This is a genomic window from Streptomyces sp. NPDC091271 (assembly GCF_044757505.1).
Classification (GTDB): Bacteria; Actinomycetota; Actinomycetes; order Streptomycetales; family Streptomycetaceae; genus Streptomyces.
In genome coordinates, this window is record NZ_JBIVVD010000001.1 from 185,568 (window position 1) to 210,157 (window position 24,590).

27 protein-coding genes and 1 pseudogene are annotated in these 24,590 nt (G+C 71.2%); 11 read left to right on the forward strand and 17 right to left on the reverse strand.

The window, feature by feature from the left end:
• Positions 1-13: 13 nt before the first annotated feature.
• Complete coding sequence (locus ACIQM3_RS00940; protein ID WP_401617044.1) at positions 14-2,263, reverse strand: hypothetical protein; 2,250 nt, start codon at positions 2,261-2,263, stop codon at positions 14-16.
• A 309-nt stretch (positions 2,264-2,572) separates the two neighbouring features.
• Here ACIQM3_RS00940 and ACIQM3_RS00945 point away from each other — a divergent pair, with 309 nt between their 5' ends.
• A complete protein-coding gene (locus ACIQM3_RS00945; protein ID WP_401617047.1) occupies positions 2,573-3,154 on the forward strand; it encodes a hypothetical protein in 582 nt (193 codons plus the stop codon).
• Positions 3,155-3,166: 12 nt separating this feature from the next.
• Here ACIQM3_RS00945 and ACIQM3_RS00950 read toward each other — a convergent pair whose 3' ends face one another.
• Positions 3,167-3,808, reverse strand: coding sequence for a TetR/AcrR family transcriptional regulator (locus ACIQM3_RS00950; protein WP_401617050.1), 642 nt, complete (start codon positions 3,806-3,808; stop codon positions 3,167-3,169).
• A gap of 58 nt (positions 3,809-3,866) precedes the next feature.
• Between ACIQM3_RS00950 and ACIQM3_RS00955 the strand changes: the two genes are divergently transcribed.
• On the forward strand, positions 3,867-4,820 hold the full coding sequence (locus ACIQM3_RS00955) for an NAD(P)-dependent alcohol dehydrogenase (RefSeq protein ID WP_401617053.1): 954 nt from the start codon (positions 3,867-3,869) through the stop codon (positions 4,818-4,820).
• Between the two features lie 14 nt (positions 4,821-4,834).
• Here the strand turns inward: ACIQM3_RS00955 and ACIQM3_RS00960 are convergent, their stop codons facing one another.
• Positions 4,835-5,488: a response regulator gene (locus ACIQM3_RS00960; protein WP_401617056.1), complete on the reverse strand. Its 654-nt coding sequence runs from the start codon at positions 5,486-5,488 to the stop codon at positions 4,835-4,837.
• An 88-nt stretch (positions 5,489-5,576) separates the two neighbouring features.
• Positions 5,577-7,229, reverse strand: a complete 1,653-nt coding sequence (locus ACIQM3_RS00965) for a sensor histidine kinase (protein ID WP_401619907.1) — start codon at positions 7,227-7,229, stop codon at positions 5,577-5,579.
• Positions 7,230-7,732: 503 nt separating this feature from the next.
• Here ACIQM3_RS00965 and ACIQM3_RS00970 point away from each other — a divergent pair.
• Complete coding sequence (locus ACIQM3_RS00970) at positions 7,733-7,972, forward strand: hypothetical protein (protein WP_401617059.1); 240 nt, start codon at positions 7,733-7,735, stop codon at positions 7,970-7,972.
• A gap of 121 nt (positions 7,973-8,093) precedes the next feature.
• Here the strand turns inward: ACIQM3_RS00970 and ACIQM3_RS00975 are convergent.
• Positions 8,094-8,791, reverse strand: a pseudogene (locus tag ACIQM3_RS00975) (Scr1 family TA system antitoxin-like transcriptional regulator); the annotation flags it as partial.
• Positions 8,792-8,948: 157 nt separating this feature from the next.
• Between ACIQM3_RS00975 and ACIQM3_RS00980 the strand changes: the two are divergent.
• Together ACIQM3_RS00980 and ACIQM3_RS00985 are read left to right on the forward strand one after the other, a co-directional pair.
• The gene (locus ACIQM3_RS00980; protein ID WP_401617062.1) at positions 8,949-9,149 is read left to right on the forward strand and encodes a hypothetical protein; all 201 of its coding nucleotides are present in this window, start codon (positions 8,949-8,951) and stop codon (positions 9,147-9,149) included.
• Positions 9,139-9,372: a hypothetical protein gene (locus ACIQM3_RS00985; protein ID WP_393757466.1), complete on the forward strand. Its 234-nt coding sequence runs from the start codon at positions 9,139-9,141 to the stop codon at positions 9,370-9,372. Before ACIQM3_RS00980 ends, ACIQM3_RS00985 begins: the two co-directional genes overlap by 11 nt.
• A 15-nt stretch (positions 9,373-9,387) precedes the next feature.
• Here the strand turns inward: ACIQM3_RS00985 and ACIQM3_RS00990 are convergent, their stop codons facing one another.
• Positions 9,388-10,380: a hypothetical protein gene (locus ACIQM3_RS00990; RefSeq protein WP_401617065.1), complete on the reverse strand. Its 993-nt coding sequence runs from the start codon at positions 10,378-10,380 to the stop codon at positions 9,388-9,390.
• A 260-nt stretch (positions 10,381-10,640) separates the two neighbouring features.
• Here ACIQM3_RS00990 and ACIQM3_RS00995 point away from each other — a divergent pair, with 260 nt between their 5' ends.
• Positions 10,641-11,246 (forward strand): Uma2 family endonuclease, encoded by a 606-nt coding sequence (locus tag ACIQM3_RS00995; protein WP_401617068.1) that lies wholly within the window; start codon positions 10,641-10,643, stop codon positions 11,244-11,246.
• Positions 11,247-11,315: 69 nt separating this feature from the next.
• Here ACIQM3_RS00995 and ACIQM3_RS01000 read toward each other — a convergent pair whose 3' ends face one another.
• The 5 genes from ACIQM3_RS01000 to ACIQM3_RS01020 form a co-directional block, all read right to left on the reverse strand.
• The gene (locus ACIQM3_RS01000) at positions 11,316-11,669 is read right to left on the reverse strand and encodes a PRC-barrel domain-containing protein (RefSeq protein ID WP_393757472.1); all 354 of its coding nucleotides are present in this window, start codon (positions 11,667-11,669) and stop codon (positions 11,316-11,318) included.
• 191 nt (positions 11,670-11,860) lie between these two features.
• On the reverse strand, positions 11,861-12,031 hold the full coding sequence (locus ACIQM3_RS01005) for a hypothetical protein (protein WP_031093367.1): 171 nt from the start codon (positions 12,029-12,031) through the stop codon (positions 11,861-11,863).
• A 144-nt stretch (positions 12,032-12,175) separates the two neighbouring features.
• The gene (locus tag ACIQM3_RS01010) at positions 12,176-13,693 is read right to left on the reverse strand and encodes a PTS transporter subunit EIIC (RefSeq protein ID WP_401617071.1); all 1,518 of its coding nucleotides are present in this window, start codon (positions 13,691-13,693) and stop codon (positions 12,176-12,178) included.
• Positions 13,694-13,728: 35 nt separating this feature from the next.
• Complete coding sequence (murQ, locus tag ACIQM3_RS01015) at positions 13,729-14,694, reverse strand: N-acetylmuramic acid 6-phosphate etherase (RefSeq protein WP_401617075.1); 966 nt, start codon at positions 14,692-14,694, stop codon at positions 13,729-13,731.
• A 65-nt stretch (positions 14,695-14,759) separates the two neighbouring features.
• The gene (locus tag ACIQM3_RS01020; protein WP_393757478.1) at positions 14,760-15,677 is read right to left on the reverse strand and encodes a MurR/RpiR family transcriptional regulator; all 918 of its coding nucleotides are present in this window, start codon (positions 15,675-15,677) and stop codon (positions 14,760-14,762) included.
• Between the two features lie 104 nt (positions 15,678-15,781).
• Between ACIQM3_RS01020 and ACIQM3_RS01025 the strand changes: the two genes are divergently transcribed.
• Entirely contained in the window at positions 15,782-16,150 is a 369-nt protein-coding gene (locus ACIQM3_RS01025) for a hypothetical protein (protein WP_401617078.1), read from the forward strand.
• The gene (locus ACIQM3_RS01030; RefSeq protein WP_362941310.1) at positions 16,147-16,419 is read left to right on the forward strand and encodes a DUF4031 domain-containing protein; all 273 of its coding nucleotides are present in this window, start codon (positions 16,147-16,149) and stop codon (positions 16,417-16,419) included. Before ACIQM3_RS01025 ends, ACIQM3_RS01030 begins: the two co-directional genes overlap by 4 nt.
• Here ACIQM3_RS01030 and ACIQM3_RS01035 read toward each other — a convergent pair.
• From ACIQM3_RS01035 to ACIQM3_RS01060, 6 genes are all read right to left on the reverse strand, one after another.
• The gene (locus ACIQM3_RS01035) at positions 16,370-17,605 is read right to left on the reverse strand and encodes a Cmx/CmrA family chloramphenicol efflux MFS transporter (protein WP_401619910.1); all 1,236 of its coding nucleotides are present in this window, start codon (positions 17,603-17,605) and stop codon (positions 16,370-16,372) included. The two genes, ACIQM3_RS01030 and ACIQM3_RS01035, sit on opposite strands and share 50 nt — an antisense overlap.
• A 72-nt stretch (positions 17,606-17,677) precedes the next feature.
• Positions 17,678-18,346, reverse strand: coding sequence for a hypothetical protein (locus ACIQM3_RS01040; RefSeq protein ID WP_401617081.1), 669 nt, complete (start codon positions 18,344-18,346; stop codon positions 17,678-17,680).
• 49 nt (positions 18,347-18,395) lie between these two features.
• The gene (locus tag ACIQM3_RS01045) at positions 18,396-19,436 is read right to left on the reverse strand and encodes a DUF2891 domain-containing protein (RefSeq protein ID WP_401617084.1); all 1,041 of its coding nucleotides are present in this window, start codon (positions 19,434-19,436) and stop codon (positions 18,396-18,398) included.
• A gap of 71 nt (positions 19,437-19,507) precedes the next feature.
• On the reverse strand, positions 19,508-20,476 hold the full coding sequence (locus ACIQM3_RS01050; protein WP_401617087.1) for a DUF979 domain-containing protein: 969 nt from the start codon (positions 20,474-20,476) through the stop codon (positions 19,508-19,510).
• Entirely contained in the window at positions 20,473-21,204 is a 732-nt protein-coding gene (locus tag ACIQM3_RS01055; RefSeq protein WP_360368389.1) for a DUF969 domain-containing protein, read from the reverse strand. Before ACIQM3_RS01055 ends, ACIQM3_RS01050 begins: the two co-directional genes overlap by 4 nt.
• Positions 21,205-21,395: 191 nt before the next feature.
• Positions 21,396-22,121 carry a GntR family transcriptional regulator gene (locus ACIQM3_RS01060; protein WP_401617091.1) on the reverse strand — a complete coding sequence of 242 codons (726 nt, stop codon included), beginning with the start codon at positions 22,119-22,121 and terminating at the stop codon, positions 21,396-21,398.
• A gap of 156 nt (positions 22,122-22,277) precedes the next feature.
• Here ACIQM3_RS01060 and ACIQM3_RS01065 point away from each other — a divergent pair, with 156 nt between their 5' ends.
• From ACIQM3_RS01065 to ACIQM3_RS01075, 3 genes are read left to right on the forward strand one after another with little or no spacing between them, the layout of a single operon-like run.
• Entirely contained in the window at positions 22,278-23,027 is a 750-nt protein-coding gene (locus ACIQM3_RS01065) for a LamB/YcsF family protein (RefSeq protein ID WP_401619913.1), read from the forward strand.
• A complete protein-coding gene (locus tag ACIQM3_RS01070; RefSeq protein WP_401617094.1) occupies positions 23,024-23,659 on the forward strand; it encodes an allophanate hydrolase subunit 1 in 636 nt (211 codons plus the stop codon). The genes ACIQM3_RS01065 and ACIQM3_RS01070 overlap by 4 nt, the downstream gene beginning before the upstream one ends.
• Positions 23,656-24,516 (forward strand): biotin-dependent carboxyltransferase family protein, encoded by an 861-nt coding sequence (locus ACIQM3_RS01075; RefSeq protein WP_401617097.1) that lies wholly within the window; start codon positions 23,656-23,658, stop codon positions 24,514-24,516. Before ACIQM3_RS01070 ends, ACIQM3_RS01075 begins: the two co-directional genes overlap by 4 nt.
• Positions 24,517-24,590 lie beyond the last annotated feature (74 nt).

Sequence of the window (24,590 nt, forward strand, 5' to 3'; positions counted from 1 at the left end):
GCTGTGCTGTCGGCTACTCCTGGGCAGCCTTGCGACGGCGCATCCACCACATCAGGGCGCCACCCGCGACCGCGAGAGCGGCGGCGGCGCCTGCGATGAGGCCGACGGGGGTGTCGGAGCCGGTGCCGGCGAGGTCGCCGCCCGGCTCCCCGGCCGGCGGGGCCGGCCTGCCGGTGTCACCGGGGCCGGGGGTGGTGGGGTCCGGAGCCGGTGACGTCGGGGGGTCGGTCGGCTTGCCGGTGCCCGTCGGGGTCGGCGTCGGGGTGGGCGTGGTGTCGCCCTCGTCGTTGCGGCCCGCGCTGTTGCCGCCGAGGAGGAGCAGGTCATCGGTGCGGGTGTCGTTGGTGACGGTCTTGACCGACGTCCTGGTCTGGCGGGGCCGGTAGGGGTGTTCGACGCGGAACTCGGCCTGGGAGACGTTCCGCTTCGGCTGCTTGGAGAAGTCGACGCCGCCTACGCCCTGGTTGTAGACCTTGCCGCCGTAACGGAGCTCGAACCACTCCACACCGTCGCGGATGCTCTTCATGTACCGCTCCCAGACGCCCTCGCGGGTCCAGTCCTGGTTCGGTGCGCGCAGCGGCCACGCGGAGGCGTCGTCGCTGTTGATGATCGTGCGGTAGTCGGTGGGCTGCTGGGCGTCCTGCTGCCGGATGTACTCGGCGGCGACGCGGGCGGTGTAGACGGCGCGCAGGTCGGCGTAGTCCGCGTCCTTGTTGATGCGCTCCTCGACGACGGGCATGACGTTGGTGCTGATGCTCCGCTCGATGGACGTCTTCTCCGCGTCGGACAGATCCTTGCACTCGGTGCTGCCGGGCACCGTGTAGTCGACGTCGAGCCACTGGACGTCCACCTTGAGGGGTGCGTCCAGGATGTAGATGCCGCCGTCCTGCTGGCGGACCTTCGCCGTCTCGGGGCTGATCCACATGCGCACACCGGGGAAGCACGGGATGCCGTCACGGCGCGGTGCGGTGTCCCAGTACCGCTTGGCCCCCGCGTGCTTGTCGGGGTTCACGGCTTCGGCGAAGTCGTGCTTCATCTCCAGGTCGGCCTCCAGCAGGACACGCCCGGCGTCGGTCCTGCCGAACTTGGTGTCCATGACCTTGCCGGGCTGGTCCGGGTTCAGATTGACCCAAAACTTGTCCGGCGTGAGGGCCAGCCAGGTGAAGAACGAGTCGGAGATCAACTGGGCGCGGGTCTTGCCGCCCCAGCCCATCTCCTGGCCTTCGGGGGCCTCGTTCGCTGCGAACGAGTAGTCGAGCCCCTGGCCCTTCACGGGCTTTCCGACGTACTGGAGGTCCATCGTGGTGAAGTCGACGCCGCCCGGGCCCTTCATGCCCCGGTCCATGCTGGGGATCTTCCCGATCCGCTCCAGCCGCTGCTTCATGTCCTCGGGGGTGGGGGCGGACCTGTTGATGAGGTCGTTGCCGCCGCCACGCGAGCCGGTGGAGGTGCCGGGCTTGGCGTTCATGTAGGGGTCGACGCGGCGGGTGGGCGCGTTCTGGGTCCCCTTGGGGGCGTTCTCGACGGCGTCGGACCGGTAGTAGACCTTCTTCACCCGGTCCGGTGCGAGCTTCCGCATCGCCTCGTCATGGTTCTTGGCGCCGCCCTTCGGCTCCTGACCGTAGGCGTAGGTCAGGCTCTTGCCCTTGTGGGCGGGGTCCTTGAGCATGGCGATGTCTTTGGGGCGCTGCGTGCGGTCGGGCTTGTTGTTCGACTTGCCCTCGACGACCTCCCCGGTGCGTGTGTTGTACGCGTCCAGGCGCCGCACGTAGGTCTTCTTGGTCTCGGGGTCGCGGACCTCGATCTCCTTCTCGCAGATCCAGTCCGGCCCGACGAGACCCCGGTCGTGCACGAGCTTCGCCATGTAGGCACGGCCGCGCGGGTCATGACCGCCCTGGGGGATGTAGAAGTCGTCCCGGTAGGCGGTGAACGACGCGTTCTTCCACCGGCTGGTCTCCTTGGCCCGCTTCCAGTAGGCCCAGACGCGGCGCTTGTCGCCCTTCTTGTAGTCGTCGGGGTCGTCGCTGATGCCGTCCAGCTCTGCCTGGGTGGGTTCCCTCAGCCCGTCCCACTGCTTCTGCCCGTTGACGTAGTCGAACTCGTCCCAGTCGGCCTTGTTACGTTCGAAGCCGTCGTCGGGCATGGCGCCCTCCACGACATCGGTGAAGTCGTAGAGATCGCTGAACATCTCGTCGCAGCGCTTGCCGGGCTTGAGGGCCTTCGGCGCCGCCTCCGCCGCCGTCAGCGACGGCAGACCGGTCATGGTCAAGGCCCCGGCACAGGCCGCGGCTATCGCAGTTCTCGCCCACCAGCTTCGCCGGCGGGCACGGTTCGCTTGTGTCACGCGAAACCCCCAGGGGGCCCAGATCAGCACAGTGCTCCGTGCGGCACCACGGGCCCCCGTGGTCGATCGGTGCCGCCCGAGCGACCGCTCACACTAGGGACTCAACTGGCCCTCCGCACGGGGTATTTGGCGTGGCGTGGCCGTCAACTCCGCTGTTCCACCGGAACGTCACACTCCGCACACACGGCCGCGCGGCCGTCTCTCGGTGAGGGACTAGGCTCGCGCCCCATGGAATGGACAGACCCCCGCGACATGGATCCCGAGGAGCACGCCGCCTACCTGCGCGAGGAGAAGCAGGCCGAGGAGGAGGCAGCCCACAACCCGGCCCTGACGGCGTGGCTGGACGCCCAGGAGCAGGCGTTCGAGACGTGGAAGCGGCACCGGGAGGAGTGGGGACCGTGGGACTTCACCGTCGACTCCCTGGTCCGGCTGGAGGCGATGGTCCGCGCCGCGTACGCGAGCCCGGACCGGGCGCGCGAGAAGGCCGGCGAGGCGGAGATCACGGTGGCCGCCTGGTATCTCGGCGAGGTCCACAACCGGGCCTCCGGCACCGGGTGGCGCCTCACCCCCGGTGGCAGCGGTCTGCCGAAGCCCCGCATCACACCGCCGTGGGACCGCCGGGACGAGTTCTACTTCACCGACCCCGAACACATCGAGGAGGACGCCCGGCCGGTGTACACGCCGACCGACGTCATCTGCTCCCTGCCCGCACGGCCGCCGGAGCGGGGGCTGCTGCACCGGATCGACACCCGGTGGGAGGTCCCCGCCTCATGTGACGACCCGGACTGCCGCTACCACCGGAACGGCTGAGACGCCCGCCGACTACTGGGCGATGTCGCCCAGCCCCAGAGACGCGGGCGGCGGCAGGGGTGTTGCCCGGTCGGCCCGGAATGCCTGGAGCAGATAGGCGGCCAGACGCCGGGACGCGGCGGCCGCCTCCTTGCCCGAGCCGACCGCGACCCCGCAGTTGGCGAGCAGCAGCAGGGTGATGTCGCTCGGGTCGAAGTCCTGGCGCAGCCCGCCCGCGTCCTTGGCCCGTCGGACCAGCAGGGCCAGACGTTCCTCGGCGCGGGTGCGTTCGAGCGCGAAGTCCGCCTGGCCGGGGAACTCCGCGAGGAACGCCTGCGTGAACCCCCGGTCCACCGCCTGCATCAGGCAGACCTGCTCGATCACCGTGCAGAACCCGCGCCAGGGGTCCGGGTCCGCCAGCCCCTCGTCGAGCACGGAGACACAGTGGGTGAGCTCCTCCGCGAATGCCTCCGTCACGAGCGCGTCGCGGGTGGGGAACCGCCGGTACAGCGTGGCGACCCCGACCCCGGCCCGCCGGGCGACCGCCGCCACGGGGACGTCGATGCCCTGCGCGGCGAAGGCCTCGCGCGCCGCCCGGAGGATCCGCTCCCGGTTCTCCCGGGCATCGGCGCGCAGGCCGTCACCGGACGACTTGTGAGAGGTCTGATCAGGCATGTTTCTCACTTTAGGCCAAGTGGAGGGGGTCATCCACTTACGCGCATAGCCTGGAGTCATGAACGACATGCGCGCGGCGCTCTACGACAGCTATGGCCCTCCCGAAGTGCTCTACGTCGGCAAGGTCCCGGTACCGGCACTACAGCGGGGCGAGGTGCTGGTCCGCGTCCACGCGGCGAGCGTCAACGGCGGTGAGCTGTACGGACGGGCCGGACGCGTGCGCCTGGTGACCGGCCGTACCTTCCCGAAGCGCACGGGGATCGACTTCGCCGGCGAGGTCGCCGAGGTGGACCCGGCCGTCACCGGCCTGCGCCCCGGCACCCGGGTGTGGGGCGTCCTGCCCCGCACCTTCGGCAGCGCGGCCGAATACGTCGCCGTACGCCCCCGGAACCTCGCGTACGCCCCCGAGAACCTCGGCCTCGTCGAGGCCGCCTCCCTTCCCGTCGGCACGACGGCCATCACCGCCCTCCGGACCAAGGCAGGGCTGAAGGCAGGCGAGCGCCTGCTCGTACGCGGGGCCACCGGGGGAGTCGGCAGCATCGCCGTCCAGCTCGGCAAGGCTCTCGGCGCCCACGTCACGGGCCTCGCGAGCACGAAGAACCTCGACCTCGTCCGGGAGCTGGGCGCGGACGAGGCCCACAGCTACGCGACCACCGGACCGTCCGACCTGGGCCGGTTCGACGTCATCATGGACACCGTCGGCACCGAACTGCGGGCTTTCCGGAGGCAGCTGGCACCCGGCGGCCGCATGGTCTCCATCTCCTTCGACATCGACCACATCGCCGCGAGCCTCGGCTACATGCTGGCCTCGACGGCCCACGGCCGGGGGCGTGTCCGCTTCTTCAGCGGCAACCCGACCCACAGCCTGCTCGCCGAACTCACCCGGTACGTGGAGAGCGGTGCCATCCGCCCGGTCGTGGACACCGTCCACCCGCTCTCCGGAATCGCCGCAGCCCACCGGGCCCTTGAGGCCGGCGGCGTACGGGGGAAGCATGTGATCCAGGTGGTCTGAGACGCGCCCCGCACTCACACGCCGAGGCCGGCGTCCCGTGCCAGCAGCGCGGCCTGCACCCTGTTCTCGCACTCCAGCTTGGCGAGGATGCGGCTCACATACGCCTTCACCGTCGCCTCGCTCATATGGATCCGCTGACCCGCGTCCGCGTTGGAGAGGCCCTCGCCGAGCAGGGCCAAAACGTCACGTTCGCGGCCCGTCAGCTTCTCCAGCCTGCGGCGGGCGTCCTCCGCACGCTGCGTGGCGCCTCCGGAGGCCAGCGAGTCCACGACATGCCGGGTGGCGCCCGGCGACAGATAGGCCTCCCCGGCCGCCGCCGCCCGGACCGCCCGCATCAGCTCCGCGGGCGCCGAGTCCTTCAGCAGAAAGCCGGCGCTCCCCCCGGTCAGGGCACGAAGCACGTTCTGCCGCTCCCCGAACGTCGTCAGGATCAGCACCCTCACCTGGGGGACCGCCCGGCGCAGCTCGGTCAGGGCCGTCAGCCCGTCCATCACCGGCATCTGGATGTCCAGCAGCGCGACGTCCACCCGCTGGGAACGGGCGAGTTCGACCGCCTCGCGGCCGTCCGCCGCCTCGGCGACGACCTCGATGTCGTCGGCCGAGGAGAGGATCATCCGGATGCCCGCCCGGATCAGCGGCTCGTCATCCGCCACTAGAACCCTGATCACGACTCTCCTGAGCGGTGCTGATCGGTCAACTCTGCGGGCATCGGGCCATCATCCCCGATCACCCGGCCCGCCGGGGGCCTGCGCTCCCTCAGCCCGCCTCGAAGGACTTCTTCTCGATCAGCTTGCCGTCCTTGAAGCAGAACCGGAAGACCGGATCGGCGTCCAGGCTGGACCCGATCTCCGTGGAGAGCAGGGTGAGACACGTCGCGCCGTCCGGCTCCGGCGGTGCGCCGTCGCCCGGACCGGTGTTCATGAACGAGTCGCCGCTGGGCAGTTCATCGCGTACGGACCGCTCCGACCGGCCGACCGTCACCGCGTCGTACTGCTTGGGCTCGATCATCGCCTTGTCCGCCTCCCGTACGAGAAGGACCCCCGCCACGACCACCCCGATCACGAGCACGACGGCGACCAGAGCCGCCACCCCGCACCCGATGGCTACTCCGTTGCCCCTCTTGGTCCTGTTCACTGCCTTGGCCAACTCCTTCGGGAGACCGTTCCAGTCGATGACCGGATCACTCTCACCCGCGGGGCCCGCCGGACTCTGCGCCCGAAAGTCGTCGGGCGGAGCGACGAACGTCTTCCTCGTGTCACCGGGCGACGTGTACGGCAGCACGCCGGCCAGGCGGAACCCTCCGCCGGCCGTGGGACCCGCGTGCACCATGCCGCCGACGAGCCGGGCCCGCTCCTCGAGACCGGGCAGCCCCTGGCCCCCGCTCGCCACACCGCCGCGCACCGGGACCGGCACCGGTCCGTTGGCGACCTCCACGACCAGTGAGTCCGGCTCGTACCGCAGGCCGATGGTGATCGGCGCACCCGGAGCGTGCTTGTGGGCGTTGGTCAGACCCTCCTGGACCACGCGGTACGCCGCGTGGTCGGCGGTCGTCGCGAGCGGACGTGCCTCGCCCGAGCGCCGGATCTCCACGGTCGCGCCCGCCCTCCGGGACGTCTCGGCCAGGCTGTCGATGCCCCCCACACCACGCGACGGCGCCCCGAGGTCCTCGCCCTGAGCGCTGTCCCCGGCGGGCGGAGCGTCCGCGCCGTCCCGCAGCACGCCCACCACGTCGCGCAGTTCGTGCATCGCGGCCACCGACGCCTCACGCAGCACACCGACGGCCTCGCGCTGCTGCCCGGTCAGCTCGCGGTCCACCTCCAGCGCGCCGGTGTGCACCGCGATCAGCGCGAGCTGGTGGCCGAGGCTGTCGTGCATGTCCTGCGCGATGCGCTGACGCTCCAGCATCCTGGCCTGCCCGACGAGCATCTCCCGCTCGCGCAGGAGTTGGGCGTTGTACTCGTGGAGGGTGTCGGTCAGCGTCCGGCGCTGCGACCAGTAGCGTCCCGCGAGTCCCGGGACGATGATCGCGACCAGGATGAACATCCCGGCGACGGCCAGCAGCGACCACGACGCGTGCGACTCCCATGCGGCGGTCAGGCCGAGGCAGAGACCGTACGCAAGAGCGAAGACGGCACATGCCCTGCCGAGGCCGCCGATCCGCCGCCCGGCCGACCAGGCGACGACGAGGAGCAGGGGCGCGAAACCGAAGAACGGCGCGGAACCGGCCGCGGCAGCCAGCAGCACGGCCGCGGGCAGCCCGCGGCGCAGGAGCGACAACAGCCCGGCCAGCACCCCGACCACGAGGGCCTGCACCGTGCTCTCGTCGTCCAGCAGCCCGGCGCCCACCGCCAGCAGCGCGAGCACCAGGCTCAGGAAGATCTCCCCCACGATGCGCTGGGCCGGCCACATCCCGGGCGCGAGGAGGGCCCGCCCCGGCACGGCCGACCAGGACACCAGCCGCGTCCTCACCGCCGATGCCAGGGGGGAGGGGTCTGCGGGGGCCATGGAATCAACACGAGTCACGCGCCCACGGTAGAGAGCCCCGGGCCGGCACCGCTGTAGCCATTGGTCGCGACGGCGGACGACGAAAGTCGTTCCAGCGTCGGCGTAATGGCCTCTTCAAGGCTTCGTCCGGGGCCTGTAACAGGGCTTGTCGATCTCTGTGGAAGCCGTTGCGAGTGTGATCAGATGACAAATGCCCGGGGAATCCCCGGCGCGTACCAGTGCTCCGCCCGGTCTGAATCCTCGACCGTTCCGGAGTGCGAGGCGTATCAGCTGCGTCGCCCCTCCGGCCCCGTATCGACGCGGGCCGGGGCGGTAGGGCGGAAACGTGTGATGTCCCCGCGTCCGTCCCCCCACCAGCGGTCGTGCGCCCTTCGGCGCGCGTGCCCTCAGGCGAAAGAGAGCGAACAATGCGCAAGACCCTCATCAAGGCCGCAGTCGTCGGTGCGAGCGTCCTTGCCCTCACCGGTATCACCGCCGGCGCCGCTCAGGCGTCGGTGCAGGGCCCGGACATCATGGGAACCGGCAGCTTCCAGGACTGCATGAACTGGGGCAAGGCGCTCAAGGCGAACGGTACGGTCGAGGACTTCGCCTGCATGGTGGGCTCCGAGCCCAACACGTACGAGCTGACCCCGTTCTACAAGGGCTGATCACCCTTACCTGACAGGCATTTCCGGCTTCCCCGGCGGAGCGCGCCCGCCGGGGGAGCCGGACCCGGTCAGCCGCGCTTCAGGCCGGCGACGAAGGCGGACCATGCGGCGGTCCGGAACACCCGGTGCCCAGGCCCTGCAGATAGGCGAGCGGGGGAGCGCCGGAGAAGGACATCAGCTTCAGGGGTCCTTCGAGAGCCATGTGCGCCCCGGCGGAGAACGGCAGAACCTGCACGATCACGCGGTGCTCCCGAGCGAGCGCGGCGATGTGCTTGAGCGCAGCGGCCATCACGGCTCCGCCACCCGACTCGCGGCGCAGGACCGCTTCGTCGAGAACCACCCAAACCAGGGGCGTTGTTGGATCGGTCAGCAACTGCGCTCGCTCAAGGCGTGCGGCCACCAGCTCATCGATGGCGTCCTCGGTCGCGGTCGGCAGGCCGGCCCGGAACACAGCGCGCGCGTACGCCTCGGTCTGCAACAGGTCCGGGATCAGGAGGGGCGCGTACTCCTTGATGGTGATCGCTTCCCGCTCCGCCTCCGCCGCCTCCGCGAAGTGGTCCGGGTACTTGGACTTCTTCAGGGCCGCGCAGTTCCGTACGAAGAACCCGCCCGCGCCCAGCACCTCGTCCAGTTTCTGGGCCTGGCCACCTGCATGCGCCGCGTGCCGGCCTCCAGCCGGCCGATGAAGGAGCCGCTGACGAACAGCGGTGCCCCCAGTTCGTCCTGCGAGAGGCCCGCCGCCTCCCTGCGGTGGCGGAGTTCGGCGCCCAGGAGCGCGCGAGGCGAGGACGAGGGATCGAGCTTCTCGGGTCCGGGCAAGGCGACTCCCTGTGACACATCTGCGGGTGTCGGAACTGCGCCTCTTCCACGGTAGCGACGAATTGGACACGCTCTGTAGGCATAGCCACTACTCAGCGTGGAAATGGGGAAGATCATGATGACGGCTACGGAACGGCGCAAAGAAGCAGCGGGCAGAGTGCGGGCTGCGGAGGACGCGGTGGCGCGGCTGCGGGCCGGCCTCGCGGGGGTCGGCGTGAAGCTGCCCTCGCTGCGGATCGACCTGGTCTCGTGTGCGGGGGACGAGCCGACCCCGCTCGTCGACCTCGGCCGGTGCTCGCTGGAGACGGCCACGCGGCTGAGCGTGCAGTTGGAAGCGGCGGCGGCTCATGACAGTTGAAGGACTGGAGCCGTGCAAGCCGGAGCCCGGGACGTTCGCGGTGGACGGCAGGGACGGCAGGGTGGGCCGGGTGATGGGCCACGTCGGACCGTACGTACAACTGCGTCCGCCGGGCGGCGGCGCGGAGTGGGACTGCCCGCCGGACGCCGTCCGGCCGGCCCCGCCGGGGCTCGTGCTCCGGGCCCGGGTACGGGAGATCAACCGGGAGGGGCGGCTGCCGTGAAGCCGCCCCGGGGCGTCACGTCCGGGCCGCAGCCTGCCGCTCCCGGGACCGGGCGAGCCGCTGCTGGAGTACCGCGAGGATGGCGTGCGCAGGCGGAAGGGCCAGGGCGCCGGTGAGCAGCAGGGCGACGGCGATCGGGACGAGGAGCCCGACGACGTACGCCGCGTAGGTGTTGTCCGGGCCCCACTCCAGGAAGACGTGGACCGTGCCGGAGCGCAGGGGCCGTGCGGCGAGGTGGAGCAGGACGTACATGCCGACGGTGAGCCCGCCCAGGGGAAGCGCGAAGGCCACGGTCCGGAACCAGGCGGAGGCCCGGCCCCACACGAGCGACCAGGAGCGTCGCATCGCGGCCCAGGGCCCGAGGCCCTCCGTCGCGGCGGTGGCCGGGGCCAGGGTCCAGCCGAGCCGGAGCACCAGTGCGGTCGTCATGCCCAGCAGGGGCGGGCCGTAGCGCAGCACCTCGAACAGGTTGGGGTACTCCCACTTCGGGACGAGCGCGGTGTACTCCCTGAACGTGGTGGTGGTGAAGTACTCCTCCACCAGGATCCCGAGCACCACCGGGGCCCACACGAGCACTCCGCGCAGCACGTACACGCCCAGGACCGCGCGGAAGCGGCCGCGTCCCCCGCCGGTCGCACGGGCCGCAGCGGTCTGGATGGCGGCGCACGCGAGGTGCAGCAGGAGTATCAGGAACGGCAGGCAGGCCAGGAGGGTGAGCCACATGTCGTTCACCCGGCTGCCGTCGGGGGCGTAGGAGTCCTCGTCGATGCGGGCCCGGATCGCGCCCAGGCGTATCTCGGTGAACGTGGGCCACATGACGAGGAATGCCACGACCGTCACCGCCATGCCCCCCAGCGCGGCCAACCCGGTCACGCGCGCCGTCACTCCGAACAGCGGGCGCCCGTCGCGGCGCAGGGCGCTGAAGGCTGTGCGGACGATGCCATGAAGTGGCCCGTGCCCGCCCTCCTCCGCCCGCGCTTGCTCGGGCGTGGTGGGACCCTGCGTCATGCTTTCCGCCTTTCGCCGTCCAGATGCGCGCTGCTCGGTGATCAGCGTCTGCACACTGAGATGCGGGGGGACGGCCGCACGGTTCTCCGGCGGGGACAGAATCGGCAGCTCCTGGGGAAGGGCATCGCCGCGACGCGAGGACACCTGCGACGGGGTCAGTGCGGGCCTCACCCGATCGTGGGACGCTGGACGGAGTGGCTCACCGCTGCTCGAACGTCGATCTACGCTTCCAGATCAGGCCACAGGAGAAGGGACCCGCGATGACCGCCGCGATGGTCGAAAGCGATCAGGGCTCCGAAGGCCGCCCGTGGGAGTACCTGCTGCGGACATGGCAGGAACTGGACGTGCCCGAGGGGTGGCGCGCCGAGATCGACGAAGGGCAGATCGTCTTGGTACCGCCGCCTCATGCGCACCACAACGGCATTGCCGAGGTGGTACAGAGCCTCCTCTACCGAGGTCTTCCCGGCGGGCTGGGGATCTACCAGACGCTCGGTGTACATGTTGCGCCGCTCGACAAGCTCTACGTGCCCGACCTCGTCGTGATGCCCAGGGAGCTGATCGCAGCCGCCGACCCGGAGACCAGCGAACCGATGGACGCGTCGGAGGCGCTGCTGATCGTCGAGATCACGTCCAAGGGGAACGCCCGGGAGGACAGGACGAAGAAGTACCGCGCCTATGCGCGGGCAGGCGTCCCGATGTACCTGCTGATCGACCGCTTCGACACGCGAGGTGCGACGGCCACGTTGTTCACCGAGCCGAACGAGGACGGAACATACAAGCGTTCCGACGCCGTGCCCTTCGGGAAGCCGCTTCCGCTGCCCGAACCCTTCGCTGTCACCCTGCTCACGGGAGACTTCCCGGGCTGAACGACAGCGGGGCCGGCTCCGTGATGGGAGCCGGCCCCGCCTCTGATCATGGTGCGCTGTGCGTCGGGGTCACATGATGCGGTAGCTGTCGTAGTAGCCGCCGACCTGTGCGTGGTAACCCGGGTCGTTCGCGTGGTTGTGCTTGTCGAACACCGGGGAGTCCTTTATCTGGTCCTTGGTCAGGTCGACGAAGATCGTCTTGTGCTCCGTGTCGATCCCCTTGACCGTGCCTGCCGGAAGCAGGACGGTCCTTCCGAAGATCCAGACCCCGGTGTCGACGACCAGGTAGGCCGAGCCCACCTCGTCGGAGTGCTTGTCGACCTTGCCGATGCTTCCGTCCGTCGCCTCGACCGAGAATCCGGTCAGGTCGGCGCCCGCGGTGTGACCGCTCGTGGGCTGGTAGCCCCACAGGTTGTCGCTCATTTTACGGCTCCTTCCTCGACGGTTTCATTCGGTACGGCGAATCCCATCGTGATGAGGACGAGTGCCGCTCACTATTTCGGCTGCCCGTACTTTTCCGGTCCACACCCCGTGAATTCGGCGAACGCAGAAAACGCGGGTGGCGCAGGACCCGAAGGTCCCGCGCCACCCGCGTCATTGCTGGTCAGGTCGGACTACCAGCGATACCACCGGCCCCGCTTGCCACCACCGGCAGCCGGGCGGACGAAGAATCCGATCAGCCAGACCACGAGCACGATCACCGCGATCCACCAGAGTGCCTTGAGTGCGAAACCGGCACCGAAAAGGATCAGGGCGAGCAGAAGAACGAGAAGCAGGGGAACCATTGTTATCAACCTCCGCCCCCCTAGTGCCCGAAAGAATTTCCCTTACACACCGGCCCATCACACTTGGTGGGTCGTTGGGAGATTGAGGACGGGCGGGAGGCGGATATGTGACGGTTCGGTGGTCCGTAGCTTCCCAGCGACGGCTCAGACGCCCGCCGGTTCCTTCGCCGGGGAGCCGCCGGAAGCGGCGGCCGGGCCGGTCGCCGCGACCGTCGACGGGGCCGGTTCCTGGGAGACGTCGAACTCCTCCAGCAGCGCCTTGCTGAAGCCGAAGAAGTACGTCGCCACGAAGCCCGCGACGTAGCCGACGAGCAGCCCGCCCGCGTAGATCGCGATCGTGGAGCCGAGGCCGTGGTTGCCGTCGAGGAGCGGGAACAGGGCCCAGCCGGACGGGCCGATGGCCGTCGAGCCGACCGAGTCGCCGAGCTGGTTGAACAGGCCCACGAAGCCACCGCCGAACGCGCCGCCCACACAGGCCGTGATGAACGGGCGGCCCAGCGGGAGCGAGACGCCGTAGATCAGGGGCTCGCCGACGCCGAGCAGGCCCGCAGGCATGGCGGACTTGATGGTCTTGCGGATCGACTCGTTGCGGGGGAGGCGGAGGTAGACCGCGGCCGCCGCACCGACCTGGCCGGCTCCGGCCATCGCGAGGATCGGGAGCAGGACCGTGAAGCCCTGCTGCTCGATCAGCGTCGTGTGGATCGGGATCAGGGCCTGGTGCAGACCCAGCATCACCAGGGGCAGGAAGAAGCCGCCGAGCAGGAAGCCCGCGCCCGCGCCGCCCGTGGAGAGCAGCCAGTCGGCGAAGGTGCCGATGGCGGTGGAGACCTCACCGGCCACGTACATCAGGCCGAAGATCGTGACGAGGCCGGAGATCAGGACCGTCAGGGTCGGGGTGACCAGGACGTCCAGGGCTTCCGGCACCCAGCGGCGGCACCACTTCTCGACGTACACAGCGAGGACCGCCGCGCCCAGGGCGCCGAGCACGCCGCCCTGGCCAGGGGAGAGGGTCTGGCCGAAGGCGTCGATGTTGGCGACGCCGGGGAAGACGATGATCGCCGCGACCGCACCGCCGAGGATCGGCGTACCGCCGAACTCCTTCGCCGTGTTGTAGCCGACGAAGACCGCGATCAGGGCCATGAAGCCGGAGGCCATCGCCGCCAGGGCGGGGGTGACCGAGGGCAGCCAGCCGAGGTTCACCAGGAGGCCGTTGAGGCCGGCGATGATGCCGCAGCCGATCAGGGCGGGGATCAGCGGGACGAAGATGTTCGCGATCTTGCGCAGGAACAGCTTGAACGGGGTGGCGTTCTTCGCCTTCCGCTGCGCCTTGAGGGACGCGCCCTTGTCGGCGAGCTCCTCGGCCGTGTGGGCGGGGGCGGGTGCGGGGGTGCCGGACGCCCGGCCCTCCTCGACCAGCTGCTCGAACTCGGGGGTGACCCGGGCGACGGTGCCCGGGCCGAGGACGATCTGGTAGGTGTCGTCCTCGACCACGCCCATCACGGCGGGGACCGCCTTGAGGGCCTCGTCGTCCACGAGGGAACGGTCGTGCAGGCCGAGCCGGAGCCGGGTCATGCAGTGGGCGATCGAGCTGACGTTCGCGGCGCCACCGACAAGCGGCAGGATCGCGGCGGCAGTGGCGCGGTTCTTGTCTTCAGTAGCCATGGTGCGTGGTGCCTTGCTGTGCGGGGAGTGGTGCGTCAGGTGGTTCGGACGGCCGCGAGAGCGGCGCGGAGGTGACCGTCGGAGTCGGTCAGGAGGGTGGCGGCGGTGGGGCCGTCGACCCCGCCGAGGATGGTGAGGATGGCGTTCTTCACCTCGCCGTCGGTGGCGGCGAGCGCCGCCTCGATCTCCTGGTCGGAGGCTCCGGTGGCGAGGGAGACGATCCGCCGGGAGCGGGCGCGCAGCTTCTCGTTGGAAGCGCGCACGTCGACCATGAGATTCCCGTACGTCTTGCCGAGCCGGATCATGGTGATCGTCGAGAGCATGTTCAGGACGAGCTTCTGCGCCGTGCCCGCCTTGAGCCGGGTCGAGCCGGTGAGGAGCTCGGGGCCGACGACGATCTCCAGGCCGTGTTCGGCCGCGGCGGCGAGCGCGGAGTCCGCGTTGCAGGAGAGGCCGATGGTGAGCGCGCCCTTGGCGCGGGCGTGCTCGACGGCCCCGATGGCGTACGGCGTGCGGCCCGAGGCGGAGATTCCGACCACGGTGTCGTCGGCGCCGAGGTTCAGTCCGTCGAGGTCGGCGGCGGCCAGCTCCTTGCTGTCCTCGGCGCCCTCGACGGCCGTGACCATGGCGGAGGGGCCGCCCGCGATCAGGCCGATGACCTCGGACGGGTCGGTGTTGAAGGTGGGCGGGCACTCGCTGGCGTCGAGCACACCGAGACGGCCGGCGGTGCCGGCGCCCGCGTAGATCAGCCGGCCGCCGCGCGCCATGCGCTCGGCGGTGGCGTCGATCGCGGCGGCGATCTGCGGCAGCTTCTCGGCCACGGCGGCGGGGACGGTGGTGTCCTCGCCGTTCATGATCCGCGCTATGTCCTGCGTGGGGAGCTGGTCGATCTCGGCGAGCTCGGGGCGGAACGCCTCGGTGGTGAGGGTGGCGAGCTGGGCGCGCAGCTCGCCGTAACCGCCGGGCTCGGCGTCGGTGCTGGGGTCGGTGGTGGAGGTCATGGACAGCGGCTCTGCTTTCTCGGGCTCGTACGGTTCGCGGGTGCGGGTGCGGGGTGCTGCCGGGGTCAGCGGCTGCGGGGGGTGTGGCGGTGGGCGAGCGCCTCGTACGAGGCGGACAGTGCGGGTGCGGCCGTCTCGTACGTCTGCTGGGCGACCCCTATGAAGAGGCAGTCCACGACGAGGAGCTGGCTCGTGCGGCTCGACATGGCGGCGGGCCGCAGCTCGCTCTCCCGGGCGGTGGACGTGGTGAGCACGTGGTCGGCGTACTGCGAGACCGGCCCGTCGGGGCGGCCGGTGATCGCGATCGTCGTCGCGCCGCGGTCGAAGGCGACCCGGAGCGGCTCGATGACGTCGCCCGTGGAGCCGGAGTGGGTGATCGCGATGGCCACGTCGCCGGAGCGGAGCTGCACCGCGTTGGTCACGGCGAGGTGCGGGTCCATGTGTGCATGGGCTATCAGGCCGATCCGGAGCAGCTTCTGGGCCAGGTCCTGGCCGACCAGGGAGGACGCCCCGGCGCCGTAGATGTCGATGCGGCGAGCGGTCGCGGCGGCGGCCACTGCGGCCCCGAGCTGCACGGTGTCGAGACCGGCCGCCGTGTCGGCCAGGGTCTGCTGCTCGTCGTAGGCGAGCTTCGTGACGACGTCGGCGATCGGGTCGTCGACCGCGATGTCGGCGGTGACGGCGGGTGCCCGGCCGGACAGCTGGTGGGCGGCGAGGCCGGCGAGCGCGAGACGCAGGTCCCGGTAGCCCGGGTAGCCGAGAAGGCGGGCGGTGCGGACCACGGTCGCCTCGCTCGTGCCGGTGAGCTCGGCGAGACCGGTGACGGTGAGGGCGGCACACCCGGCGGGGTCCCCCGCGACCGCTTCGGCGACCCGCTGCATGGAACGGGTCATGGTCGGGGCGAGGGTGCGCACCTTGGCGGCGAGAGCCGCGGGGGCGGGCGGGGAGTCCGGGTTGAAACTTTCCTTCACGTCATTGGTCACATTTGAAAGATATTTTCAGTCATGAATCCCGTCAACCCCCCTTTGGTCCCTACCTCTGAAGGATCAAGACCCGGGCTGTCGCGCGGCCGGGGGACAATGGAGCCATGGAGTTGAACACCCTGGAACAGGAGCTGCACACCGCCCGTGCGCTGGTGATGGCCGACCTCGTCGCGGGCGACGTGGCCGAGGCCGGAATCGTCTCGATGGTCGAGGACGCGGTGGCCCACCGGCGGTGGTGGGTCGAGCAGTGGCCCGAGGGTGTGGCCTTCGTCACGGGGCTCGTGGCGCAGGACGTCCAGGACGCTCTCCTCGAGGAGCACGGGCGCTGGCCGCTGTGCCCGGTCTGCACGGAGGAAGGACCGCACGCCCTGGACGTCGAGCCGGAGCTCGGCCCTGATCCGCACTGGGTCTGCACGAAGGCGACGGTGTCCGTCGCACGGGTGGGGTCGCTCGCCGAGGTGCTCGGGCGGTGACCGTCTACATCGATCCGCCGACCTGGCCGGGGCACGGCCGCATGTGGTCGCACCTGGTCAGCGACGTGTCGTTCGACGAGCTGCACGCCTTCGCCGCCACGATCGGCTGCCCGCCCCGCGCCTTCGAGCGCGACCACTACGACGTGCCCGAGGCGCGTTACGCGGACGCGGTGCGCGCCGGGGCGCTGGAGGTCGGCTCGAAGGAGATCGTGCGCCGGCTCACCGACGCGGGGCTGCGGAGGCCGAAGGGGCGTCCTGCGCCGGGATGACGTGCGCCGGTGTGCCCGTGGCGATGCGCCGGGACGGCTTCCCGTCGCCGCCCAGCCGCAGTGAGACCGTGACGGCCACCAGGCCGAGCAGCAGCATCGCGGCCCCCGCCCAGGCCGTGGCCCGGAAGCCGAAGTCCGCGTCGATCACCGCACCGCCCAGCCAGGGCCCGCTCGTGTTGCCCAGGTTGAACGCGGCCGTGGTCGTCGCACCCGCCAGCGTCGGGGCCACACCCGCGACGTTGAACATCCGGGCGTTGAGCGCCGGGGCCGTGTAGAACGCCGACAGCCCCAGCAGGAACGCCAGGACGACGACGGCGACCTGGTTCGACGCGAAGAGGGCCAGGGCCACCAGGAAGACCGTCGAGGCGCTGATGCCGCTGAGCAGCACACCGAAGAGATGCGCGTCCGCGACCCGGCCGCCGATCGTCGTACCGATCAGCGCACCCGCGCCGAAGAGCGCGAGGACCCACGGCACCCAGCCCGAGCTCAGCCCCGCCACGTCGGTGAGCAGGGGCGCGAGATAGCTGAACGCGCAGAACACGCCGCCGGCCGCGAGAGCAGTGATCACGATGGACAGCCACACCTGACGGTCCCTGTAGATCGCGACTTCCTTCTTGAGCTGCGGCTTCTCGTCCGGCAGTGGAATGCGCGGGATGCGTGTGACGACCCCGGCCAGTGCCACGGCTGACGCGGCGCCCACCGCCCAGAACGCCGAACGCCAGCCGAAGCTCTCCCCGAGGAAGGCGCCCAGCGGCACCCCGAGCACGTTGGCGATCGACAGCCCGCCGATCATCACGGCCATCGCCCTGGCGCGCGCGTTCACCGGCACCATCGCGATGGCGACCGCGGCGCCGACCGCCCAGAAGCCGGCGCACGCCAGCGCACTCATCACCCGGGAGACGAACAGCACCTCGTACGTCGGTGCCAGCGCACCGGCGACCTGGCCCAGCCCGAAGACCGAGATCAGGGCGATGAGGGTCGTGCGGCGAGGCAGCCGCAGCGTGGCGACGGCCAGCAGCGGGGCTCCGACCACCATGCCGATCGCGAAGGCGGATATGAGGAGTCCCGCCTTCGGGATGGACACGTCCATGTCCTCGGCGATGGGCGGCAGCAGCCCGGACAGCATGAACTCGCTGGTACCGAGGGCGAAGACCGACAGGCCGAGGATGTAGACGGCCATCGGCATACGGGAGCGGCTGGAAACAGAGTCGGGCATGACAGTGGCCAACAGTGCTTTCGTCCCTGTCATTCCCATGTCTCAGCGGCTGAGAAGCTCCAGTTCGGTGGTCAGGTTCTGCCGGGCCCTCGGTTCCCACTCCTGCGCCCCGTGGGGCGTGCGGAACAGGCAGGGCAGCTCCAGAAGCTGCCGCAGGACGGCGGCCCGCCCCTCGCGGAAGGCGTCGTCCGGGACGAAGCCGTACTCCTCCCGTACCTGCGCCGCGTACGCCGCGTACTCCTTGGGGGACGCCGCCAGGATCGCGAGGTCCGCGTCGCACAGCACCTCGCCGTTGGTGTCGCCGTCCGCCGGGTCGTGCGTGACGGTGAGCCGGACCAGCCGGGCGACCTCGGCCGTCGCCGCGTCGGGGAGACCGGCCTCGGGCAGGGCCCGCTCGGCGAGTGCGGCACTGCGCTCCTCGTTCTCGGAGCGGTCGGGGCGGTACACCGCGTCGTGGAACCAGACGGCGAGGCGCACCAGGTCCGGGTCGGCGGCGTGGCCGGCCAGGGTGTCGACGCGGTCCAGGACCTGGGTGAGGTGAGCCGTGGTGTGGTAGCGCCGCTGGGGTTCGGCCCAGCGCGCGAGGAGGGCGTCGGCGTACGGCTCGGGATCGGGCGCGAGGCCCGTCCCGCCGCGTGCGGCGAGCAGGGCCTCGCGCCAGCGGCCACGGAGCGCGGAGGTGCCGGACGTGTCGGGGGCGCTGTCGCTCATACGCCGAGGGTAGGACGTGCGCCCCGCGCGCACGGCCCACCCCCGCCGGTCAGTGACCGGGCGCCGTGTCCAGGGCCAGTGCGGCGTACGTCGCCAGCCAGTGGTCCGAGGAGAAGTCCCCGGAGGACACCGTCGGCAGGCCGAGCGTGAGATGGGCCTCGGCCGAGGCCAGGAGCGCGGTGCGGGCCGGGCCGTCCGGGAGCGCGCCGGCGATCGACCGGAGGGCGGCCGCCCGGCTCAGGGTGAGACCGAGGAGGTGGCCGATCTGCGGATCGGCGTGGTCGGAGACCACCGGTGGGACGAGCAGCGTGGAGTCGGGCGTGGCGGAGACCAGGTCCGGCAGGAACGTGGCGATCCAGGTACGGAACTCCGTCACCGGCAGCACCCGCCGCATCGCGTCCGCCTCCGCCAGGGCGGGGGAGAGGAAGTCCTGGCCGGAGGGTTCCCAGTGGGCGGGGGCGTCGTGGTCGTCGGTGAACCAGGTCCGCAGCCGGTCCGTCGCCGCGTCGAGGACCGGTGCCGGCAGCCCGGCCGCCCCGCCCGCGTCGAGGATCAGGCCCAGACCGAACGCGCTGTTGTTGTGGACGCCGTGCCGGACCGGGTAGGTCGCCTTGGGCAGCCAGGCGCCGAGCAGGTCGCCGACCGCCTCCACGCCGGGGACCAGAGCCTCGGCCCAGCGGTCGCCGTCGGGCGTGGCGAGCGCCCGGCACTCCCCGGCGAGCGCGATCAGCCAGGCCCAGCCGTAGGGGCGCTCGAAGTGCGGCCGGCCGCGCAGGTAGGACGCCTCGACGGCGATGTTCCCGGGGGTCAGGTGGGTGTCGAGCACCTCGCGGATACGGGTGGTGACGGTGGCCGGGAGATCGCCGGTGGCGGAGAAGCGGCGCACGATGCGGACGAGCAGCCAGTGCATGTGCACCGTGGAGTGCCAGTCGTAGCCCCCGTAGAACGCGGGGTGCAGCGTGCGGGGTGCGACGAGCTCCTCGGGCCCGGCGTAGAGGTGGGCGGGCGCGTTGGGGTATTCGCGTACGACGTTGGCGAGGGCCAGTTCCGCGAAGGGGACGGCGTACGCGGCGGGGAGCGCGGGGGACATCGGGGTCACTCCAGGGGTGGTGGGTGAGCGGCTCGGGTCAAGGGGCGGCTCGGGCAGGAGGGCGGCTCGGGTCAGAAGGCGAAGAGGGCCATGATCACGACGTTGCAGACCAGCAGGGCCGCTGCCGTGGGGAGCTGGGCCTTGATCGGGCCGTACTGGTCCTTGAGTTCGAGGAGCGCAGCCGGGACCAGGTTGAAGTTGGCGGCCATCGGCGTGACGAGCGTGCCGCAGAAGCCGCACAGCATGCCGATCGCGAGGACGGCGGGCGCGTTGCCGTTCATCTGCTCGATGAGGACGGGCCAGCCGATCGCGGCGGTCATCACCGGGAACGCGGCGAAGGCATTGCCCATGACGATGGTGAACAGCGCCATGCCGCAGCAGTAGACGGCCACGGCCACGAACTTCTGGCCGTCCGGCAGCACCGCCTCGGTGATCCTTCCGACCTGCTCCCCGACGCCGGCGGTCTGGAAGATCGAGCCGAGGACGGAGAGCAGTTGCGGGAGGAGCAGGGCCCAGCCCATCGATTCGAGCATGTTGCGGCCGGAGTGCAGCGGCACGGAGACCTTCCGCTCGCGCAGGAGCACCATGCCCACGGCCAGCGCGGCGATCGCGCCGACACCGAGGCCGAGGATGGTCTCGGACCCCGGCTCCAGGACCGGTTCGCCGCCGATCTTCCAGTTCTTCACGAGCGTCGCGCAGATCATCGCGACGACGGGGATGGTGAGAGCCGGAAGGAACAGCTTGTTGCCGAAGCGGGCGGCCGAGGCCGCGCGCTTCTCGCGGGCCGGGGTGTGTGCCTCGCCCTTGCCGGTCAGACCGAAGCCGCCGAGGACGATCAGGATCAGGACGACGACGCCCAGGGGTTCGGCGGGGAGGGACTTGTCGACGACTCCGGTGGAGTAGAAGAACGCGGCGCCGAGCAGACCCCAGAAGCCGGCGGAGCCGAAGCGCTTGGGGTTGGTGCGGTCCATGGCCATCTGCGCGGCCATGACGAGGAACACCGCGCCGACCAGCCAGAAGAAGTACTCGGACTTGATCACTTGGCGTCCTCCGTCCGGAGCCCGGCGTGTGCCGTCAGGTCGTTCTCGGCGGCGGCGACGGCGAGTTCGCGCTCCAGCTGCCGGTCCAGGTTGAGCAGACGGGCCCCGTGGATCAGGAAGGCGCAGATCGCGGAGGGGATCGCCCACATCGCCAGGTGCAGGGGCTCCAGGTGCTGGTCGTACGTGGAGTTCACGAAGCCGGTGATCAGCAGGATCGATCCGATGGCGAGGAAGCAGTCCTCGCCGAAGAACACTCCGATGGTGTCGGCGCCGGACGCGTGCGAGCGGACCTTCTCGCGCAGCTTCTGCGGCAGCGGACCACCCGCCTTGGTCTCGGCGGCGGCCTCGGCCATCGGGGCGATCAGCGGCCGCACACTCTGCGCGGGGCCACCGATGCTGGTGAGGCCGACGGCGGCGGTGAGCTGCCGGATCAGCAGGTAGAGCGTCAGGAAACGGCCGGTGGTCAGCTTGCCCAGCTTGCCGATGAGGGTACGGGCCTGCTCCTGGAGTCCGTAGCGCTCCAGGAGCCCGATGACCGGCAGCGTGATGACGAAGACCGTCACGGAACGCGCGGAGGCGAAGCTCTCCCCGAAGGAGGCCAGCACCTCCTGCGGGGACATCTTGCCCAGCAGCCCCGTGACGATGCCAGCGACACCCACGACAAGGAGGGGATTGCGGCGGGTGGCGAATCCGAGGATCACCACGAGCACGCCGAGGAGAACGATCACGCGTCGGCCTTCTTCCGCGCAGGGGCGTGGCGGTGCACGGTCCTGCTCAGACGGGGGTATTACGCGAGACCTTAGGGTTCGTTCAACAATCCCACAAGAGTGTGGGCTACATCGATCGGAATCAGGCGGTACGGGAGGGAAGACCGCTTTCGGGGTGGTGAGCGGGGTGCGGACCGGAGGACAATCCGGGACTACCTCTCGGTGAGCCGCTGCGCGTACGCCTCCGCCAGCTGACGCCGGGAATCCTCCAGGTAGAAGGCGAGCATCCGCTCGGCCCCGGCCGCGTCCCCCTTGGCCAGTTTGTCCGTGATCTCACGGTTACGGGTGAGATAGGGCTCGTGGAAGCGGCGGGGGTCGGCCATCACGTGGAAGGCGAGCCGCAGTTCTGCGAGGACGCTGCGCATCAGTTCGTCGGTGCGGGGGCTGTCCGCCAGGCCGGTCAGCGCCTGGTGGAAGCGGATGTTGGCGGTGGAGCAGGCGGGCCAGTCGTCACGGAGGGCTGCCTGCTCGCCCGTCGACACCGCCGCCTCGACCGCCGCCAGGTCGAACGGGGGCTCACCCAGGGTCCGCAGGGCCGCGCATTCGACGAGGAGTCGCACCCGGTAGATGTCGACCAGGTCGTCCACGGTCAGGACGCGGACGAAGACGCCCCGGTTGAGGCGGTGCTCCAGGAGGCGTTCGTGCGACAGCAGGCGGAACGCCTCGCGCAGCGTGTTGCGGGACACGGCCAGGGCGCCGCTGATGCTCTCCTCGGACAGGCGGCTGCCCGGCGGGAAGTAGCCTTCGGTGATCCGGTCCCGCAGGATGGCGGCGACCCGCTCGGCCGTGCCGGACCGCTCCAGGGAGGCGCTGTGCGTCGCCAGTTCCGAGAGATCCGGGGTGGAGCCGGCCCGCCCGCCGTTCGTCGTCCCCGCCATGCCCCGCCCCTTGCCTGGTGTTCCGTCAGCTGTGTTCAGTGCCCAGTGAACCGTACGGGCGTCTCGGGCGGTGAGCGGGCCCTTGTCAGATTGTTGAACGATCGCTAGCGTGCGTCCGTGACGGATCTGACGAGTGTGACGCGCCCGGCGCGGCCGATGGACCTCAACGCGGACCTGGGAGAAGGGTTCGGGCGCTGGACCCTCACCGAGGACGAGGCGCTGCTGACCTGTGTCACCAGCGCCAATGTGGCCTGCGGCTTCCACGCGGGCGACGCATCCGTGATGCGGCGGGTCTGCGACACGGCGGCCGAGCGGGGTGTGCGCATCGGCGCGCAGGTCTCCTACCGCGACCTGGCCGGATTCGGGCGGCGCGCCATGGACGTACCGGCGGACGAGCTGACCGCCGAGATCGCCTACCAGATCGGTGCCCTGCGGGTCTTCGCGGAGGCGGCCGGGTCCACGGTGTCGTACGTGAAACCGCACGGGGCCCTCTACAACCGTGTCGTCCGGGACGAGGAGCAGGCCGCCGCCGTCGTCGCGGGCGTCTTGCTCGCGGGTGGCCGGCCGGCGGTCCTCGGGCTGCCCGGTTCGCGGCTGCTCGCCCACGCGGAGGCGGCGGGCCTGGCCCCCGTCCAGGAGGCCTTCGCCGATCGCGCGTACACCCCCGAGGGCACCCTCGTGCCACGGGGCCGGGCCGGCGCCGTGGTGCACGACGCCGACGAGGTCGTACGCCGCAGTGTCGGCATGGCCGTCCACGGTGCCGTGACCGGGGTGGACGGCAGCCGGATAGCCGTCGCGGCCCGGTCGCTGTGCGTCCACGGGGACACCCCCGGTGCCGCCGCGCTCGCCCTGCGGGTGCGTACGGCGCTGGAAGAGGCGGGCGTCCGCGTACAGGCGTTCGCGTGAGCGGCGTCCAGGTTTTCGAGGCCGGGCCCCGCGCCCTGCTCGTGGAGCTCGCGTCCGGCGAGGACGCGGAGGCCTTCCACGCGGAGCTGCTCCGCCGCCGGGCCGCCGGGGAGCTCCCCGGCGTACGCGAGATCGTCCCCGGTGCCCGGACCGTGCTGCTGGACGGGGTGGAGGACCGGACGCTCGCCGGGCGGCTGCGGTCGTGGACCGTGCCGTCGCTGAGCCGGAGCGCGGGGGAGGCCGTCGAGATACCCGTGGTCTACGACGGCCCGGACCTTTCCGATGTGGCCGACGCGTGGGGTGTCGCCGTGGAGGAGGTGGGGGACATCCACGCGCGTACGGAATTCCGGGTGGCCTTCTGCGGGTTCGCGCCCGGCTTCGGCTATCTGACGGGCCTGCCCGGTCACTTGAGCGTGCCGCGCCGGGCCACGCCCCGGACCAGGGTGCCGGCCGGGGCGCTGGCCCTCGCGGGGACGTACACCGGGGTCTATCCGCGCGAGTCGCCCGGCGGCTGGCAGCTCATCGGCCGGATGCCCGGGCCGGACGCGCTCTGGGACCCGGGACGTGAGCCCGCGGCGCTGCTCGGCCCCGGGGTCCGTGTGCGCTTCGTGCCGACGGGGGTGTCCGGATGAGCCCGGGGCTCGAAGTGGTCCGGGCCGGCGCCCTGACCACGGTGCAGGACGAGGGCCGGGCCGGCTGGGCCCACCTGGGCGTACCCAGGGCCGGGGCGCTGGACGCACCGGCCCGGCGGCTGGCCAACCGGCTCGTCGGCAACGCGCCGGACGCGGCCGTGCTGGAGACCACGCTCACGGGGTGCGCGGTCCGGGTGACCGGCACACGGCCGGTGTACGCCGTCGTCGGCGGGGCGGGGTGCCGGGTCACGGTGGACGGCCGCCCCGTCGCATGGGGCGAACCCGTCCGGGTGCCCGGCGGCGCGGTGCTGGAGGCCGGCCCCGCGGTGCACGGGCTGCGCGGCTACCTGGCGTTCGCGGGCGGCCTGGTGCCCGAGCAGGTGCTCGGCAGCCGGTCCGCCGACCTGCTCTCCGGCCTCGGTCCGCCGGTCCTGCGCGACGGCGACGTCCTGCCGCTGGGCCGTCCTGGCGACGTCCCGCACGCCGCTCCCGTGCCCTGGCCGGGCACCCCGGCCGAGCTGGTGCTGCCCCTGCACCGGGGCCCGCGCGACGGCTGGTTCACCGAGGAGGCCCTGCACACGCTCACGAGCGCCGCGTACCGGGTCTCGGAGCGCAGCAACCGCATCGGGCTGCGCACGGAGGGCCCTGCCCTGCGGCGCACCCGGGACGGCGAACTGCCCAGCGAGGGCATGGTGCTGGGGGCCGTCCAGGTCCCACCGGACGGCCTGCCCGTGGTGTTCCTCAACGACCATCCGACGACGGGGGGTTATCCGGTCGTGGGCGTGGTCGCCGAAGCCGCGCTGGCGGGCGCGGCGCAGGCGGCCCCGGGGACGCCGGTGCGCTTCGTACGCGCGTGACGGGAGCCGGACGCGTCTCGGGCAGGACCGGGGGCGGGCCCGCCTCGGAATCTCACGTTACCGAAGCGTAACTT